The following is a 16,154-nucleotide window of genomic DNA, read 5'->3' as shown; positions in this document are numbered from 1 at the left end:
CCTATTTTGCCTCATACCAGTTGTCGCTGATGCCGGCTTCCACCGCCAGCGGCACGTTCAGCTCCACGACACCTTCCATCACCTGCCGGGTTAGCGCGGCGACCTCCTCGGCGCGGTCGGCGGGGGCTTCAATCAGGAGTTCGTCGTGGACCTGCAGTAGCATCCGGGCGCCCAGCGCGTCCAGCTGCGGCTCCAGCGCCACCATCGCCATTTTCATGATGTCGGCGGCGGTGCCCTGAATCGGCATGTTGTAGGCCAGTCGCTCGCCGGCTTCGCGCAGGTTGCGGTTGCGGGCCTTGAGCTCTGGCACGTAGCGGCGGCGGCCGTACAGGGTTTCCACATAGCCGTGCTGCCGTCCGAATTCCAGCGTTTCTTCGATGTACCGCTGAATGCCCGGATAAATGCCGAAATAGTTTTCGATAAAGCTGGTGGCCTCGGCGTACGGAATCCCCAGCTCGTTGCTGAGGCGGTGGGCGCTCATGCCGTACAGCACGCCGAAGTTCACCGTTTTGGCGGCGCGGCGCTGGTTGACGTCTACTGTGGACTCATCCAGCCCCAGCACCTGCGCGGCGGTGCGGCGGTGAATGTCGGCCCCTTCCTGAAAGGCCCGCTGCATCGGCTCGTCGCCTGCGATGTGCGCCATCAGCCGCAGTTCCAGCTGCGAGTAATCGGCCGCCACCAGCCGGAAGCCCCCGTCCGCAATAAAGCCCTTGCGAATCTGCCGGCCTTCTTCCGAGCGGATGGGAATGTTCTGGAGGTTGGGGTTGAGGCTGCTCAGGCGGCCGGTCGCCACCGCCGTCTGGGCAAAGGTGGTGTGCAGCCGCCCGGTGCGCGGATTGACCAGCCGGGGCAGGGGGTCCAAGTAGGTGCCGCGCAGCTTTTCCAGCTCGCGGTATTCCAGAATCAGCGGGATGATGGGATGCTCGTCCCGCAGCGGCTCCAGAGCCGTCATGGCGGTGGAGCGCTTGCCGGTCAGCTTGGTCTTTTTGCCGCTCGCCAGCCCCAGTTCGTCGTACAGCACAGCTTCCAGCTGGTCACGGCTGCGAATGGAGAACTCGCGGCCGGCTGCCTCATGAATCTGGGCTTCCAGCCGCTCCAGCCGCTCCGCCAGTGCCAGCGAGAGGCCTTGCAGGTACTCGCTGTCCAGCCGTACCCCACGCGCTTCCATGCGGGCCAGCACGCCGCTGAGCGGTTTTTCCACTTCGGTGTACAGCTTCAGCCGCGCCGCGTCCAGTTGTGGGGGCAGCAGCTCCAGCAGCTGCGCGGCGATGGCTGCCCGCGTGCCTGCGTCCTCGGGCCAGTCGGTGTCCAGATAGCGTTTGGCGACCGCTGGCATCGCCGTGTTGGCCGGGTCCAGCAGGTAGGCCAGCAGCAAGGGGTCGTCGCCGGGAGTCACGTCGCCGCCGCGCACGCTCAGCCAGGTGGCGAGCGCCTTGGCCCCGGCCGCGTCCAGCTCCTGTCCGGCCAGGGCCGCTGTCAGGACAGTTTCATCGGCCTGGGGCTGGGGTTCTTTGGCCTTGCCGCGCTTTTTGGGGGCCGCGGGGGCCGCTTCCGCGGCCAGCTCGAACAGGGCCGGGGTTTCCGGGAGCGCGGGCACCGGCCGCGCCACACGGCCGTCCAGCCAGGCGGCGCCGCGCAGCTCGGCGGTCAGGTCGTCTTCACGGCTCAGCACGTAGCCCCAGGTGGCCTGCCCGGCCTGTTCGGGGGCGGGGGCCTGCCACTCGCCAGTTTCGGGTGTGCTGAACTCGGCCAGGGTTCCAGCAGGGGGTTCACCGCCGGAATCCTGCGGGGCTGCGTCGCCCGTGGCCAGTTCGCCGGCCACCAGCCGGGCGATGTCGCCGCGCAGCGAGTCCAGCTCCAGTTCTTCCAGCAGCTCGTTCAGCCGGGCCGGGTCGCCGGCGCCGCGCCCGGCCCGCAGCTCGCAGGCCAGCTCCAGGTCGCACACCATCTGCGACAGCTCGCGGCTGAACCGTACGGCGTCCTCGCTGTCCAGCAGTTTCTGACGGGTGCCTTTGGGCTGCAGCGTGCCGGCTTTGGCGGCGTCCAGCGCGGCGTCCAGTGTGCCGTACTCCTGCAGGATTTTGGTGGCCGTCTTGGGACCGATGCCCTTGGCACCGGGAATATTGTCGCTGGCGTCTCCCGTCAGGGCGCGGAAATCCACCCACTGCTCCACCGTCACGCCGTACTTGTCCAGCACGTCCTCGGGGCCGAACAGCGAATTGTCGTTTTTGATGACCTTGACGTCATCCGCCAGCAGCTGATAGGCGTCGCGGTCGGAAGTCAGGATGCGGACCTCCATTCCCTCGCGCTGCGCCCGCCGGGTCAGCGAGGCAATCACGTCGTCGGCTTCGTAGCCCTTTTCTTCCAGCCGGGGCCAGCCCAGGGCGTCCACCAGCTCGCGAATACGGCGAATCTGCGGCGGCAGGTCGCTCGGCGTCTCGGCGCGGCCCGACTTGTAGTCCTCGTACTGCTCATGGCGGAACGTGCCGCCGGGCGGGTCGAAGACCACCACCAGCTGGTTGCCCTTTTGCCGGGCCAGCCGCAGCGCCTGGCGCATGAATCCCACGATGGCGTGGGTGCTCTCGCCCCCGGAGTTGCTGAGCGGAGGCAGGGCGAAATACGAGCGGTAGGCCAGCGCGTGGCCGTCAATCAGCACCAGCGTTTCGGGCTGGGCAGTGCGGGAGGGAACAGACATGCGGCCAGTCTACAGGCGGGGACGGCGCGGCTGGCCGCCGGGCTGGCGCCAGAGCACCGGAGTTGCCAGTGCACCAGAGTTATCAGAGCACAGTGCGGAAATCAGCACCCAGCCCCCAAGGCCAGAGGGGTTCAACGTGGAGGGAGCGGGATTGACCCAGGCCAAGCGTGTATCAACATTGCTGAGGGTGATCGCCATCGGCTTGATCTGGTGCCTAGGCGCATGACTACAGCAGTACAAATCTGTTCCGACTGGAATTGGACGAGCTGCGGGAGTTGCTTAGCCATCCAATCCTTGAACATTGGAGCCGTCTGGCACGGCTGGTACCGCGTGTTGTGGGGGAGTCAGGTCGAGACGGGTCCAGAGCTTAGATGGACAGTTCTGGAGGCAGAAGGGCTACGGCAGAAGGTTCCTCTGATGGTCCTTCATCTCAGTGACCCATAGCTATCCGCTCGCCTTCTGCCTCTCCTCCAGGTGGCGTGCCATTGCGCAAGAAGGGGGCCAGCAGGGTCACCAGCAGAGAGACGCCCGCCGCGACCAGGAAAGCTGCTCGGATGCCTTCCGCCTGAGCCAGAGGCGGGGCCATTTCAGTCGCCGCCTGCGCCGCGCGGCTGGTCATCACGGTTACCAGCAAGGCCGTACCTGCCGCGCCCGCTACCTGCTGCAGCGTGCTGATCAGGGCGCTGCCGTGACCGTAGAAGCGGGAGGGAAGTGGGCTGGAAGTGGCACTGAACACCGGAGTGAAAATCATAGCCATCGCTAGGCTCATCACGACGTGCAGGCTCAAGATGTGCGGCACGCCCGTCTCTGCCGTGATGCGGCTGAGGCCCCACAGGGCCAGCGTCAGCATGATGCCGCCCGCCGTTGCCAGTGCTTTGGGGCCGGAGCGGTCGGACATGCGGCCAATGGCAGGCGACAGCAGACCCATCAGCAGGCCACCCGGCAGCATCAGCAGGCCAGTCTGGAGAGGGTCAAGTCCGCGCACCTGCTGCACGTACATGGGCAGCAGAATCCCACTGCCGAACAGCACCAGGGCCAGCAAAGCCAGCACCGTCAAGCCCAGCGTGTAGATGGGGTAGCGCAGCACCCGGAAATCCAGCAGGGGCGTGCCGTGACGTTGCAGGAAAATCTGCCGCCACACGAACAGCCCCAGGCTCACCAGACTGACCAGCAGGGACCCGCTCACCAGGGGGGCGCCCAGACCTGCATGTGACTCGCCCAGGCTACTGAGGCTGTAGACCAACCCACCGAAGCCCAGCGCCGCGAGCGGGAATGACGGAAGGTCAAGCGAAACACGCTGCGGCTCGCTGTAGTTGACCAGCGTGCGGGCACCGTAAGCAGTCACCGCCAGCACGATAGGAAGCACGAAGAAGAACAGGTAACGCCACGACAGATACTGCAAGATGGCTCCGCCTACGGTCGGCCCCAGTGCAGGCGCGACCGCTATCATAATCGTGATGGTACCCATGACCGCGCCGCGCCGACTGGCGGGCACCAGCGTCAGAACGGTGGTAAAAAGCAGCGGGGTCATGATGGCGGTGCCGATAGCCTGCGCGATGCAGGCCAGCAGCAGGATTTCGAAATTGGGAGCAAGCCCGGCCAGTAGCGTGCCGAGGCCAAAAATGCCCATAGCTGCGAAAAAGACGGTGCGTGTGGTCAGCCGCTGCATCAGGAAGCCGGTAGCGGGAATCACCACGGCCATCGTGAGCATAAAAGCCGTCGCCAGCCACTGCACCACACTGGCGGCCACGTTGAATTCCTCACTCAGTCTAGGCAAAGCGACATTCATGATGGTCTCGTTCAGGATGACCACGAAGGTGGCGATGAGCAGCACCGTGATGATGCTGCGGTCACGGGCTTCGGTGTCTTCCGTTGCGGCGGGCGCAGCAGCCGTTGGAGGGGCGGTCGTCAGATGTTCGGTCATAAGGTGGCCTCGGAGAATGGAATCGGGAATGGGCTGAACAATCCATCAGTCAGGACGACCGGGGGAGGAGTTTTCCTATCCCAGTGCCGAAGAACCGCCGACTGTCGATGAAGGCGGGGGCTTCCTGATATGTCCTTAATGTGGAGGCTGTCTCCACTTCTGAGGTAAATAATACGGAGGCATTCTCCGAAATGCAACTGCCCCGCCGGGTAGGGCTCAATAGCTGCCTGACCTGGCTGCCTGAATGTTGCCTTTTGTGGCTCAGGCAAAGTTCCGATAGATGGAAGCACCGCCGAAAGCGGCGCTTTACCTTCTGGGGAACCAGTAGACCTCTTGCAAAAGTCACTCTGTCATTCCTGGCGAATCTTCTCCGCAAGCGGCTTTACGAGTCCTACTCGCCCTGCTCTGCTCCGCAGCTTTACAAGTTGGCGAAAGCGGGGATTCGGCCGAGGGGCGACACTTCCGTGCGACCCGTTGGAGGCGGCCCGAACCCCACTTTCTGAGGAGGTCTCGTTTGAGGCCGACCCCGTCTCAACCTCTGGCGTTAGGGGCCAGCAGTTCCAGCGTGCGGTGCTTATGTTCCTCCTCGGCGGCCAGATTCACCAGAATCAATTCGTCGGCCTGCACTTCCTTGACCAGAGCGTTGAGGCCAGCGACGACCTCCGCCTGCGTCCCTGCGACGGTGCGGCTCAGCATCTGCAACACCTGCTGGGCCTGCGAGGACTCGCGCAGCATCTCAAGCTCGTCGGCGCTGAAGACGCGTTCTCCTCGTCCGAACATGCCCTGAAGCCACTCGTCTTCGGCCAGTCGGCGCTGCTCGTGGGCGGTGCTTTCGTCGTCGGACGCGATGACGTTCACGGCGGCGATGAAGTGCGGCTTGGCGTCCGCTGGGGCCAGTGGGCCGTCCGCGTTGAAAGTCCCACGGTAGAGCCTCGCCGCCTGATTCAGCGCTGGGGGCGCAAAATGTGACGCAAAAGCGTAGGGCAGGCCCAGCTGCGCCGCCAACTCAGCCCCGAACAGCGACGAGCCGAGGATATAGAGGGGAACGTGGGTCTCTTTACCCGGGTAAGCCTGAACGCCCGGAATGCGCGTCTCTCCGCTGAGGTAGCCGTGCAGCTCAAGCACGTCCGAGGGAAAACGGTCGGCCTCGCTCCCATCGCGCCGCAGTGCCCGCATGGTCTGACCGTCGGTGCCGGGGGCGCGGCCAAGGCCAAGGTCAATCCGGCCCGGGAAAAGGGTTTCGAGCGTGCCGAACTGCTCGGCAATCACCAGCGGCGAATGGTTGGGCAGCATCACGCCGCCCGCCCCGACGCGCAGATTCTGCGTCTGGGTCGCCACATGCTGAACGATGAGGGACGTTGCCGCCGACGCCACCGACGCCATGTTGTGATGTTCGGCAAACCACAGGCGGTGGTAGCCGAGGCGGTCAGCGGTCTGAGCAAGGCGCACGCTGCGGGCGATGCCTTCGGCAGCACTCTCGCCAAGGCGCACGCGGGTCAAATCGAGAAGGGAAAGGGGAACGGAAACGGGCATAGGTTTTTATCTCCTGTGTCTTGGGGGTTGCTTCTGCACTTCAGGCCGAGGCGTCGCGGTTGATTTGCACGATTTCGTCGTGGGTGGGCGTGCGGCCCAGGTTCATCAGGCGTTCCATCGCCGCGTCGCGGTTAATCGGGGCACGTTGCTGGTCAGCCGCTGCAAGGGCAGTGTTCAGTTCAGGCAGCGTCAACTCGGTGCAGTACGCCGGAGTGCCCGGTTGCTGCCGCCAGGATTCGGCCAGCGGGCCAGCGTCCAGCGCGTCAAAGCCGCTGTCCTGTACGAGTCGTCTGGCAATCTGTTTGGCCTCGGCGTCGTCGCCTGCAACGGGAAGGGCCAGCCGACCTGGTGTTCCAGCAGGTTGCCCCCGGCTGCTGAGCGTCTGAGCCAGGGCCGCGTTCCAGGCTTTCACTACGGGTCGGCCCAATTGTTCACTCACCCAGACACTTTCCGGTTGGCCCGCTTGCAGTGCAGGCAGCGTACCGTCCCGGAACGGGTAATAGTTGGTCGTATCGATCAGGACGACACTTTGAGGAACATCGCTGAGCAACTCGGCCAACTGCGGAACGTTCGCCAACGGCACTGAGACGATAATGACCTCCACATCCTTGACCGCGTCTTTCTGGTCTGCCGCCGTCACGCCGATGCGGGCGGCGAGGTCGCGCAGGGAAGCGGCCCCTCTGGAATTGGCGAGTTTGACACTGTGCCCCTGAGCCGCCAGCTTTTGCGCCAGTGTCGCGCCAATATGGCCTGCTCCAAGAATGCCGATGTTCATGCTGTTTCTCCCGTGTCTAGAGTCGGCTGCCGGTAACCCTCGGCTACCAGTCGGCGCAGGCCCGCCAGTGAAGCGCCCTCGGTACTGTCTGCACCTCTGACCCACGCCAGGGCTGCCGCGGCCATAAAGAGGTCGCGTCCAGTCACGTCTGGGCGTGCCGCCCCCGAACGCTGTGCAGGCGCGAGAAAATCCTCCGTCATCTCCGTCAGCTCGGTGCAGGGCAGGGTGAGGGGATTGTCCGCTTCACTCGCCCGCGCCGCCGCCATCAGGGGTTCGGGGAGGCCGCTGAACGAACTGAGATACTCCTCTAAGGCACTCAGCCAGACCTGCAAAGCCTCGGACGGGTCACTCAGCCTTGCAGCCTCGGCGTGGCGCTGCGCGAGTTCCTCCGAGCGGGTCTGCAACACGGCGGCCAGCAACGCCTCGCGGGTCGGGAAGTGGCGGTACAGGGTGCCTGGACCAATACCTGCTTCCTTGGCAATCGCGTCCAGTGAGGTGTTTACGCCCTGCTGCAAAAAGTGGAGCTGGGCCGTTTCCAGAATCAGTGCGCGGTTGCGCAGCACGTCGGCACGGGGTTTGCGTGTGGTTTCAGGGGTCAATGTCTTTCCTCCTTGAGTCTCCTCTTGCAAAGTGGAGAACTCCTCCGTATCATTCTACCATGAAACGGAGAGAGACTCCAGATAAGAAGATGATCCTCGGGATGCACTTTGGCAATGGCTACGGCTCACAGCCGCACGCCTGGCGGATGCCTGGGGTTCCCAAGGGTGGAGCCACCGATTTTGACGCGCTGGTGCGTTACGCGCAGGCTGCCGAGCGGGGCAAGTTTGATTTCCTGTTCCTGCCCGATTTTCTGGGGCTGGATACCGATATTTCCCATCACCCTTCCATGCTGACGCTGGAGCCGCTGCTGACGCTGGCGGCGGTGGCCCGCGAAACCAGCCGCATCGGTCTGGTCACGACAGCTTCCACCACCTTCAACGAGCCTTACAACCTCGCCCGCATGTTCAAAACGCTGGATGTGATGAGTCATGGGCGCATGGGCTGGAATGTGGTGCCGACTTCCGACCCGGGGAGTGCCGCCAACTTTGGCAAAGCCCCGATGCCGCGCCAGGAAAAGTACGAGAGGCTCCATGAAATGGTGCAAATCGTGCAAGCGCTCTGGGGCAGTTGGGGCGAAGACGCCTGGATTCACGATGCGGCGACTGGTCAGTACGCGGACGCCTCCAAGATTCAGCCCATCGGCCTGCAGGGTCGTCATGTTGGTGCGCAGGGGCCGCTGCCGATTCCGCCTTCGGAGCAGGGGCAGCCGGTCATCTTTCAGGCGGGTGGCGGTGAATACGGCCTACAGGTGGCGGGCCAGTATGCCAGCGGCGTGATTGGGGCGACGTTCAGCATCGAAGATGCCCGCTCTCAGCGTCAGGCACTGCGGCAAGCGGCCCAGGCAGCGGGACGCGACCCCGACGAAATCAAGTTCTTCGCTGGCGTGATGCCCGCCCTGGGCGTGACCAAGCGTGAGGCGATTGACCGCCGCCTGCAACTCGGCAAAGACATCTTCCCGTCCCGCGTGCCTTACCTGGGGCAGATGCTGGGGCTGCGGCTCTCGGCCAGCCGCCTGGATGAGCCACTCAGCGCCCAGGAATTGCAGGTGGCACGGGCCAACCCCGGCGACCCCCGCTCACCGACCGCGCTCAAAGTCGCCCGCGAAGGGTGGACGATTCGGGAAATCCTGGCGCACGGCGTCATTGATTACCATCCCACCCCGGTCGGCCCCGCCGAAGTCACCGCCGACCACATGCAGGAATGGTTCGAGGCGGGCGCAGTGGACGGTTTCTGGGTGTCTATCGACGTCTACGAAGACGGAATAGATGCCTTCGTAGACGGAGTGATTCCCATCTTGCAGGAGCGCGGCCTCTTCCACACTGAGTACGAAGGCACCACCCTGCGCGACCATCTGGGCGTACCGCACCAGTACGGGCTGGATGCGCGGCTGAGCTAACAACGCAGCGTGGTCTTGAACAATCTGAAGACCACCATTCAGCCGACGCCCATCCTCGACCGGACGGGCTGGAAGCTGGGCAAGAACGACGTCAACATGCTGATGCTCTCTGCGGTGTGAGAAGGATTCAGTTTGCTGCTGATGTGACGCTTCCTCCCATACGGAGGGAGCTGGCGGCCACATTTTTGACCCATTGCCCAACTGTCCGCATCAGCAGTCTGCTCGCAGACCGTGAATTCATTGGCCAGGACCGGTTTGTATTCCTGAGCGAGCACGGCATTGCCCCCTGTATCCGGCTGCGGAGTGATACGAAGATGGACGGTTTGCCGTTTGCCCGTCCATGTCTTCGCTAAAAAGTGCGGGTTGGAGAAATTCGCGTCTGGCATGGCTTGTCCCACGTTTCGAGGAGTAGTCAGGCCTGACGGATACGCCTTTTCCTACTGCGGCGAGGTCATATCTTCACCCCGGCGCACCACCACGCTGGGCGGCGCTGGCTCTACCGCTGCTGTTGCCGGAGCTTGAGTTTCGGCGTGCCGGCCCAGGGGCAAGCGGTCAGCCAGCGTCCGGGGCGCCGGAATGGGCGCGGGCTCGGCGGGCGTAGGCGACGCGGTCGGAGCGGGGGGCGGGGTCTGGGACGTTTGGGCCTGGGAGGTCTGAGCCTGGGAGGTCGGGGCCTGGGAGGTCGGGGCCTGAGGCCGCTCACCGCTTCCGCCCCCCTGCGGGCCACGGTCCGGGCCGGAGCCTGCACCCTGAGAGGGCTGGCCGCTGTCACGCAGCAGGCCCAGCAGGTTCACGCCGGTCGCCGTCTCGACCTGCTCCACCAGCCCCACGATATTGCGCGGCAGCGTCTGCATGGCACTCTGGGTGGCCCGGCCGTCGCCCGAATCAATCACCGTAATCCGGTCAATGTCCACCGCTTTTACGCTCTCGGCAAAGGTGTCTACAATCGAGGGCAGCATGTTCAGCACATAGGCCCGCTCGGCGTCTGGGCCGGCTTCGGCAAAGGCGGTGATCACCTGGCGGACCGCCTCGGCGCGGGCGCGGCCCTCTTCGATGATCGGCGCCGCTTCGGCCTGTGCCCGCAGCAGCTCGGCTTCGCGGCGGGCGCGGGCAGGGGCCACGATGTCGGCTTCCAGGCGTTTCTGGTTGAGGATGATACGTTCTTGCTCCAGCTGCTGCTCGGCCGTGACCTTGGCCCTCTCGGCAGATACCTGCGCCTCGTTCTCGCGGGCGGCTGACTGCGCTTCCAGCTCGGCACGGCGAATCCGCAGTTCGGTTTGGCGTTCCAAAATCGCCTGCTCGGCCACCGTCTGCGCGATGGTGGCGCGCTGTTTGGCCTGGGCTTCCACCTCGCTGGCCTCCGCGTTGCGGTTGGCCTCCGCGATGCGGGCTTCTTTGAGCACCTCGGCCGTTTGCCGGCGGCCAATTGAGTCCAGGTAGCCGCTCTCGTCGGTCACGTTCTGAATCTTGAGCGTGTCCAGCCGGATGCCCAGGCTGGCGAGGTCGTGCTCGGCTTCTTCCATCAGCGCCTCGGCAAAGCGCAGGCGGTCCTCGTTGATTTCCTCGGGGGTGAGGGTGGCGACCACGCCGCGCAGGTTGCCTTCCAGCGTATCGCGCACGATACCGGTCAGCTGCTCACGCGGCACGTCCAAGAAGCGCTCGATGGCGTTGGACAGCTGCGGCTCGCTGGCGTTCACCTTCACGTTGGCCACGGCATGAATTCGCAGGGGGATGCCGCCTTTGGAATAGGCGTTCTCGATGCCCAGGTCCAGCGGGATGGTGGTCAGGTCCATCCAGCTGGCCTTTTCCAGCACCGGAATGCGGAAGGCCCGTCCGCCCCGAATCACGCGGTAGCCGACCCGGTCGCCGCTGGCGGTGGCGCGGCTCCTGCCCGAAATGACCAGCACCCGGTTGGGCGGCACCACAATCAGCATGGTTTGCAGCAGCACCAGAATGATGATGATGGCTACGAGGGTCAGGCCGCCGACAATCAGGGTTGGAATCATAGGGTCCTCCGGGAAGAAGTGAGAGGTTGGGGGGAAGGAGGGGCGCGAGGCTGGCGGTCAGGGCCGCAGGCCGTCCCTGCTCTACAGGTTGTCCTAGGGCTACAGGTTGTCCCAGGGCTGCACCTCCAGTACGCCGCCTTCCTCGGCCGTCACGATGACCTGCCGGCCGGCACCCAGCGGAATGTCGCTGCGGGCCGTTAGCTGCTCGGTGCCGGCGCCGACCGCCACCAGGACACGTCCTGGCCGGCCAGGGGCCAGCGGCACGGTGACCTGCCCCACCCGGCCCACCAGGGTGGCGGGCTCGAATGAGACGTTGCCGTGCCGGCGGGCCAGCCGGAAGGTGTACGCCGTGACCGCCCCGGCCAGCAGGCCGGTCAGCAGCGCGGTCAGCAGCTGCGTGGTGCTGCCCAGGCCCAGCCAGCGGCCCAGCACCCCTGCCAGCCCGAAAAAGGCCGTGAAGGACACCAGCGACCGCAGCGAGAACCAGGACGCCAGGTCGCCCGGTTCAGTGTGTGGGCCGCTGGCTTCTGTATGCAGGTCGGTGTGCAGGTCGCCCGCGTCCGTGTCGTGTCCGCCCAGCAGCGACAGCAGCAGCAGGCCACCACCGACGATAAGGGCGAGAAGATAGAAATCCATGTGCCGTTGGTCCTCCTGCTCTAGAGATACGCAGGCAGGAGACCGGAAGTTTCCGGGCCTCAGGGCATCAAGCGCTCCAGCGTCCACTCGCCGTGTGGCGGCCGGGTGTATACCAGCCGGTCGTGCATGCGGTTGGGCCGGCCCTGCCAGAATTCCCAGCGCTCAGGCACCAGGCGGAAGCCTCCCCAGAAGTCGGGCCTGGGCACCTCCTGGCCCGCGAACTGCTCGTGCAGCGCGGCGAACCTGGCTTCCAGCGCGGCGCGGCTCTCGATAGGCGCACTCTGCGGGGTGCTGGCGTGGGCGGCCAGCTGGCTTTCGCGGGGGCGCTGGTGGAAATATTCGGTGCTGGCCGCCTCGCTCAGCCGCTGCACACTGCCGCGCACGCGCACCTGCTGCTCCAGCGCCGGCCAATAAAACAGCATCTCGGCGCGGGGGTTCTCGGCCAGCGCCCGGCCTTTTTCCGAGTCGTAGCCGGTGTAAAAACTGAGGGCACCCGTTTCGTCCACGCCGCGCAGCAGCAGGGTCCGCACGGTCGGCTGCCCCTGCGCATCTGCCGTCGCCAGCGAGAACGCGTACGGCTCGGTCAGGCGGGGGTCGTTCAGGGCAGCCTGAAGCCACTCACTGAACTGCGCGGCGGGGTCCGGGTTCATCTCGGCGCGGCTCAGGGCAGCGCGGGTGTACGACAGCCGCAGGTCGGTGAGGTCGGTCATGGGGCCATTTTAACGCTCTACCACGTCTTTCAGTGGAGAGCGCAAGGCTTGGCTGCCCCAGTTCACTTCGGCCGGCGGTGCGGTCGGGGCCAGACTGCCTAAGCCCGCCTGCCTACGCCCGCCCTGCCTTACTCCAACACCTGACACTGTGGGCAAAAGTGGGTGCCGCGCTGGCCCAGCACGGTCTTTTCTATGGTCGTGCCGCAGCGGGGACAGGGCTGCCCGCCCCGGCCATAGGCGGCATGCTGCAGCTGAAAGCCGCCCCAGTCGCCGTCATGCTGGCGGTAGTTGCTGACGCCGTTCCCCAGGCTGGAGCCGCCCAGCTCCACCGCCTCGCGCATCACCTCGCGGACGGCGGCGTGCAGACGCGCCGCCTGCTCGGCGCTCAGGTGCCTCTGTGCGGGGTGGATGCGGGCCCGCCACAGCGCCTCGTCGGCGTAGATGTTGCCCACACCCGCCACGGGCCGCTGACTGAGCAGCCAGGGCTTGACGGCGCCGGCCTTGGCGGCGGCCTGCGCGAACGCTTCCAGCTCGAAGCTGTCTTCCAGCGGCTCGGGGCCCATCGCCGCCAGTGTGGGCAGCGCCGCGTAGTCGCCGGCCTGAACCACCCGCACCCGGCCAAAGCGGCGTGGGTCGTTGAAGTGCAGCTCGCCGCTGTCCAGCTGCAGGGTCAGCCGGGTATGCGGGCCTTCTTCCAGCCGGAAGCCCCCGGTCATGCCCAGATGCACGATGAGTTCGCGGTCGGGCGCAGCGTCTGGGCCTTGTGCCAGCGGCAGAATCAGGTACTTGCCCCGGCGCTGCGGCTCCAGCACAGTGCGGCCGTGCGCCAGCCCTGTGTCCGGGTACTTTTTCGGGCTGAGGTGCCGAATGTCCACAATGGTGCGCCCGGTGACCAGCGGGGCAATCTTGCGGCGGGTGGTTTCCACTTCGGGCAGTTCGGGCATGGAGTCAATGGTAAAAGGTCCAGTGCCGGCCAAACCGGATGTAGACCTCCTTCGGCTTCCGGCGTGCGCGGGTGGTCCGGCGGGAAAAGAGGGGCGGGGTGGGGAGCCGGGGAAGGTCGCCGCGTCGCTTGCGGGGCGTTACGCCCTCAGCTCCAGCTCCAGAAAAGCTCTGACAGCGGCGGGGTCGAAGTGCTTCCCGGCCTCGGCCTGCAGCTCTGCCCGCGCCCGTTCATGGGGCCAGGCCTGCTTGTAGGGCCGGTCGCTCGTCAGCGCGTCGTACACGTCAATCACTGCGAAAATACGTGCCAGCAGCGGAATGTATTCGCCGGCCAGCCCGTCGGGATAGCCCTGGCCGTCCCAGCGTTCGTGGTGATGCCGCACCAGCTCCAGCGCGGCTGGCGGAACGAAACCCAGAGCTGCGGCCAGCCGCTCGCCCTCGCCAGCATGTCCCTGCATTTCCCTGCGTTCTGCGGGGGTCAGCGGACCCGGTTTGAGCAGAATATGGTCGGGCACCGCTATTTTGCCCAGGTCGTGCAGGTAGGCGCCCAGCCGCAGGTCATGCAGCTGCGCGGGGCTCAGGCCCATGAGCTGCCCCAGCTGCAGGGCCTGCGCGGTGACCCGGTCGGTGTGCCCCCGCGTCTCCCGGTCGCGGGCTTCCAGGGCCAGGCCAAGGGCACGCAGGCCCGCTTCACGCGTGTCGAGCGCTTCCCGTTCGGCCTGCTTCTGAGCTTCGATGTCGGTGCAGGTGCCTACCCAGGCAATCCCCTGGCCGGCCCTGTCGGTCACGCACACGCCCTCGATCAGGAACCAGCGGTAACTGCCGCCCTGGCTCCGCAGGCGGTACTCTATGCGGTAGGTGTCCCGGCTGCTGATGGACTGCCGCCATGCGTCCAGGGCACGCGGAATGTCTGCGGGGTGCATGGCTTCTTCGAAGCCGAAGCTTGCAGCGTGCCCGGTCAGGCCGCTGTAGTCGGCCCAGCGACTGTTGACATGTTGCCAGACACCTGTAGCGTCGGCGGTCCAGAGCATGACAGGCATGGCGTTCAGCAGCCGCAGATAAGTTGATCCCTCATGCAGGGCGTCCAGGGTTTCAAGAAAGGAATCTGCTGGCGGCATGAGGGATTGTAGGGATACCGGAGTTCAGACACAAGGACATGGTTTGAACCGGACTTCTGGAAGCAGCGGTGGGGGCCGGCGGCGCTCTGCGGGCAACTCTCTGTACCCTTCCTGAAAGGGTGGCGGAGCAGCTGCGTCCACCGTATGGAACCGTTTCAGGCCTTTTCGCCCAGGCGCCGCTCGGTGCCCGAGGTCAGGCGCCCGATGTTGTCGCGGTGCTGCCAAATCAGCAGCAGGGCCAAGAAAGCCAGGGCGGCGGTGCCGTACCACGGCGGCGGCAAGCGCACCAGATAGCTGAAAGCCAGCAGCGCCAGGACAGCGGCCGCCCCGATGATGCTGCCTGCGCTGACAAAGCGGGTCAGCCACATGGTGAAGATGGCCAGCACGAACGCGAAAAAGCCGATGGCCGGCGAAAGGGCCGCCACCGTGCCGAAGGACGTGGCGACGCCCTTGCCCCCGCGTCCGCCCAGAAACACGCTGAAATTGTGCCCCACCACCGCCAGCACGCCGCACAGCGCCACCCACTGCGGGTCGAGGTCCACCATGCGCGCCAGTGTCACGGCGAGCACACCTTTGAGGATGTCGAACAGCGCCACGAAAGCGGCGGGGCCTTTGCCCAGCGAGCGCAGCACGTTGGTCGCGCCGGAGTTGCCGCTGCCCACGGTGCGGATATCCACGCCACGCGAGCGGGCCACCCAGGCGGCGGCGGGCACTGCGCCCAGCAGGTAGGACAGCGCAGCCATCAGCAGATCGGTTAGGGTCACGCCGCGCATTGTAAAGCAGTTGTTCAGCAGTCAGGGGCGGGGAAAACCGGGGCGGATGAAGCGTGGCCCCGGCCCGCTGCCCGCGCCAAACCTGCCGGCCGGAACAGAGTCCTGCGCCGCACCGGCGTACACTATTTAACTATGAAAGTTGCCGTTATGGCCGATATCCACGGCAACCTCCAGGCGCTGCGGGCCACGCTGAGCGACATGGAGAAGAGGGGCGTGGACCGCATCACCGTGAACGGTGACCTGGTGAACCGTGGCCCCGATTCGGCGGCTGTGATGCAGGAACTGCTGGAGCGCCAGGACGTGACCTTCATCCTGGGCAACCATGACGACCTGCTCAGGCTCTGGCAGGAGCGCTCCGAGAACCTGCCGCCCGAGTGGTTCGCTGACCCGTTCTGGGAAGCCACCGCCTGGAACGCCGAGGCGCTGGACCGGGCCGGGCTGCTGTACGTGCCGCAGGGTTGGGCCTTTTCGGACGTGCTGCACGTGGACGGCCTACCGGACGTGCTGGTGGCGCACGGCACGGCCGACAACTACCGCGAGGGCCTTAGCGACCGCATGGGCCCGGAGCGGCTGCGTGAGGTGGCCGGTGGGCACCGGGTGGTGGTGGGGTCGCACATCCACCGCCCTGTCATTCACCGCAGCGGCGACACGCTGGTGCTGAACACCGGCGGTGTGGGTGTCTCGGCCGACGGGGACCCCCGCGCCGCCTACCTGCTGCTCACGGCGGGGCCGGGCGGCTGGCAGCCTGAAATTGTCCGGGTGGAGTATGACCACTCGGGCAGCCTGCGGCGCTTTGCCGACAGCGGCTACCTGCGCACCGGCCTGAGCGCCGAGATCTTCCGCCAGGAGCTGCTCACCTCGCGCAGCCTGTACACGCCCTACTGGGCCTGGACCGAAGCCGAGGCGCTGCCCCGTACCCCGGCCACCTGGCAGCAGTTCCTGGCCGGCGACCCGCACTGGAGCTGGCCGCGTCCCGGTGGGGATGCCGGTGTGAAGCGGAGCTAACCCTCGCTTCACACGCGGCCGGAGGCCGGGCCGGGTCTGGC

The 16,154-nt window shown here is 65.9% G+C and carries 13 protein-coding genes; 2 read left to right on the top strand and 11 right to left on the bottom strand.

The window, feature by feature from the left end; translation table 11 throughout:
• Window position 1 precedes the first annotated feature (1 nt).
• The 5 genes from polA to DEIPR_RS05280 form a co-directional block, all read right to left on the bottom strand.
• Window positions 2-2,695 (bottom strand): DNA polymerase I, encoded by a 2,694-nt coding sequence (polA, locus tag DEIPR_RS05300; protein ID WP_013614806.1) that lies wholly within the window; start codon window positions 2,693-2,695, stop codon window positions 2-4.
• 430 nt (window positions 2,696-3,125) lie between these two features.
• Window positions 3,126-4,619, bottom strand: a complete 1,494-nt coding sequence (locus DEIPR_RS05295) for an MDR family MFS transporter (RefSeq protein WP_013614805.1) — start codon at window positions 4,617-4,619, stop codon at window positions 3,126-3,128.
• A gap of 531 nt (window positions 4,620-5,150) precedes the next feature.
• Window positions 5,151-6,152, bottom strand: coding sequence for an LLM class flavin-dependent oxidoreductase (locus DEIPR_RS05290; RefSeq protein WP_013614804.1), 1,002 nt, complete (start codon window positions 6,150-6,152; stop codon window positions 5,151-5,153).
• A gap of 40 nt (window positions 6,153-6,192) precedes the next feature.
• Window positions 6,193-6,927, bottom strand: a complete 735-nt coding sequence (locus DEIPR_RS05285) for an NADPH-dependent F420 reductase (protein ID WP_013614803.1) — start codon at window positions 6,925-6,927, stop codon at window positions 6,193-6,195.
• On the bottom strand, window positions 6,924-7,526 hold the full coding sequence (locus tag DEIPR_RS05280; RefSeq protein ID WP_013614802.1) for a TetR/AcrR family transcriptional regulator: 603 nt from the start codon (window positions 7,524-7,526) through the stop codon (window positions 6,924-6,926). The genes DEIPR_RS05285 and DEIPR_RS05280 overlap by 4 nt, the downstream gene beginning before the upstream one ends.
• Window positions 7,527-7,585: 59 nt before the next feature.
• On the opposite strand from DEIPR_RS05280, the gene DEIPR_RS05275 reads away from it, so the two are divergent.
• Window positions 7,586-8,923 (top strand): NtaA/DmoA family FMN-dependent monooxygenase, encoded by a 1,338-nt coding sequence (locus tag DEIPR_RS05275; protein ID WP_013614801.1) that lies wholly within the window; start codon window positions 7,586-7,588, stop codon window positions 8,921-8,923.
• 437 nt (window positions 8,924-9,360) lie between these two features.
• On the opposite strand, the gene DEIPR_RS05265 is transcribed toward DEIPR_RS05275, so the two are convergent.
• From DEIPR_RS05265 to plsY, 6 genes are all read right to left on the bottom strand, one after another.
• Entirely contained in the window at window positions 9,361-10,929 is a 1,569-nt protein-coding gene (locus DEIPR_RS05265; RefSeq protein ID WP_013614800.1) for a flotillin family protein, read from the bottom strand.
• 99 nt (window positions 10,930-11,028) lie between these two features.
• Complete coding sequence (locus DEIPR_RS05260; protein ID WP_013614799.1) at window positions 11,029-11,565, bottom strand: NfeD family protein; 537 nt, start codon at window positions 11,563-11,565, stop codon at window positions 11,029-11,031.
• Window positions 11,566-11,624: 59 nt separating this feature from the next.
• A complete protein-coding gene (gene pdxH, locus DEIPR_RS05255; protein ID WP_013614798.1) occupies window positions 11,625-12,275 on the bottom strand; it encodes a pyridoxamine 5'-phosphate oxidase in 651 nt (216 codons plus the stop codon).
• A 128-nt stretch (window positions 12,276-12,403) separates the two neighbouring features.
• Window positions 12,404-13,219, bottom strand: a complete 816-nt coding sequence (locus DEIPR_RS05250; RefSeq protein WP_013614797.1) for a DNA-formamidopyrimidine glycosylase — start codon at window positions 13,217-13,219, stop codon at window positions 12,404-12,406.
• A gap of 138 nt (window positions 13,220-13,357) precedes the next feature.
• Window positions 13,358-14,335: an HD domain-containing phosphohydrolase gene (locus DEIPR_RS05245; protein WP_013614796.1), complete on the bottom strand. Its 978-nt coding sequence runs from the start codon at window positions 14,333-14,335 to the stop codon at window positions 13,358-13,360.
• Window positions 14,336-14,490: 155 nt separating this feature from the next.
• On the bottom strand, window positions 14,491-15,108 hold the full coding sequence (plsY, locus tag DEIPR_RS05240; RefSeq protein ID WP_013614795.1) for a glycerol-3-phosphate 1-O-acyltransferase PlsY: 618 nt from the start codon (window positions 15,106-15,108) through the stop codon (window positions 14,491-14,493).
• Window positions 15,109-15,240: 132 nt separating this feature from the next.
• Between plsY and DEIPR_RS05235 the strand changes: the two genes are divergently transcribed.
• A complete protein-coding gene (locus DEIPR_RS05235; RefSeq protein ID WP_049775076.1) occupies window positions 15,241-16,113 on the top strand; it encodes a metallophosphoesterase family protein in 873 nt (290 codons plus the stop codon).
• The last annotated feature ends 41 nt before the right edge of the window (window positions 16,114-16,154 follow it).

Origin of the sequence: Deinococcus proteolyticus MRP (genome assembly GCF_000190555.1) — a bacterium.
Lineage (GTDB): Bacteria > Deinococcota > Deinococci > Deinococcales > Deinococcaceae > Deinococcus > Deinococcus proteolyticus.
Note: the sequence above shows the minus strand (reverse complement) of the source record. Positions and strands in the feature narration are given on the sequence as shown.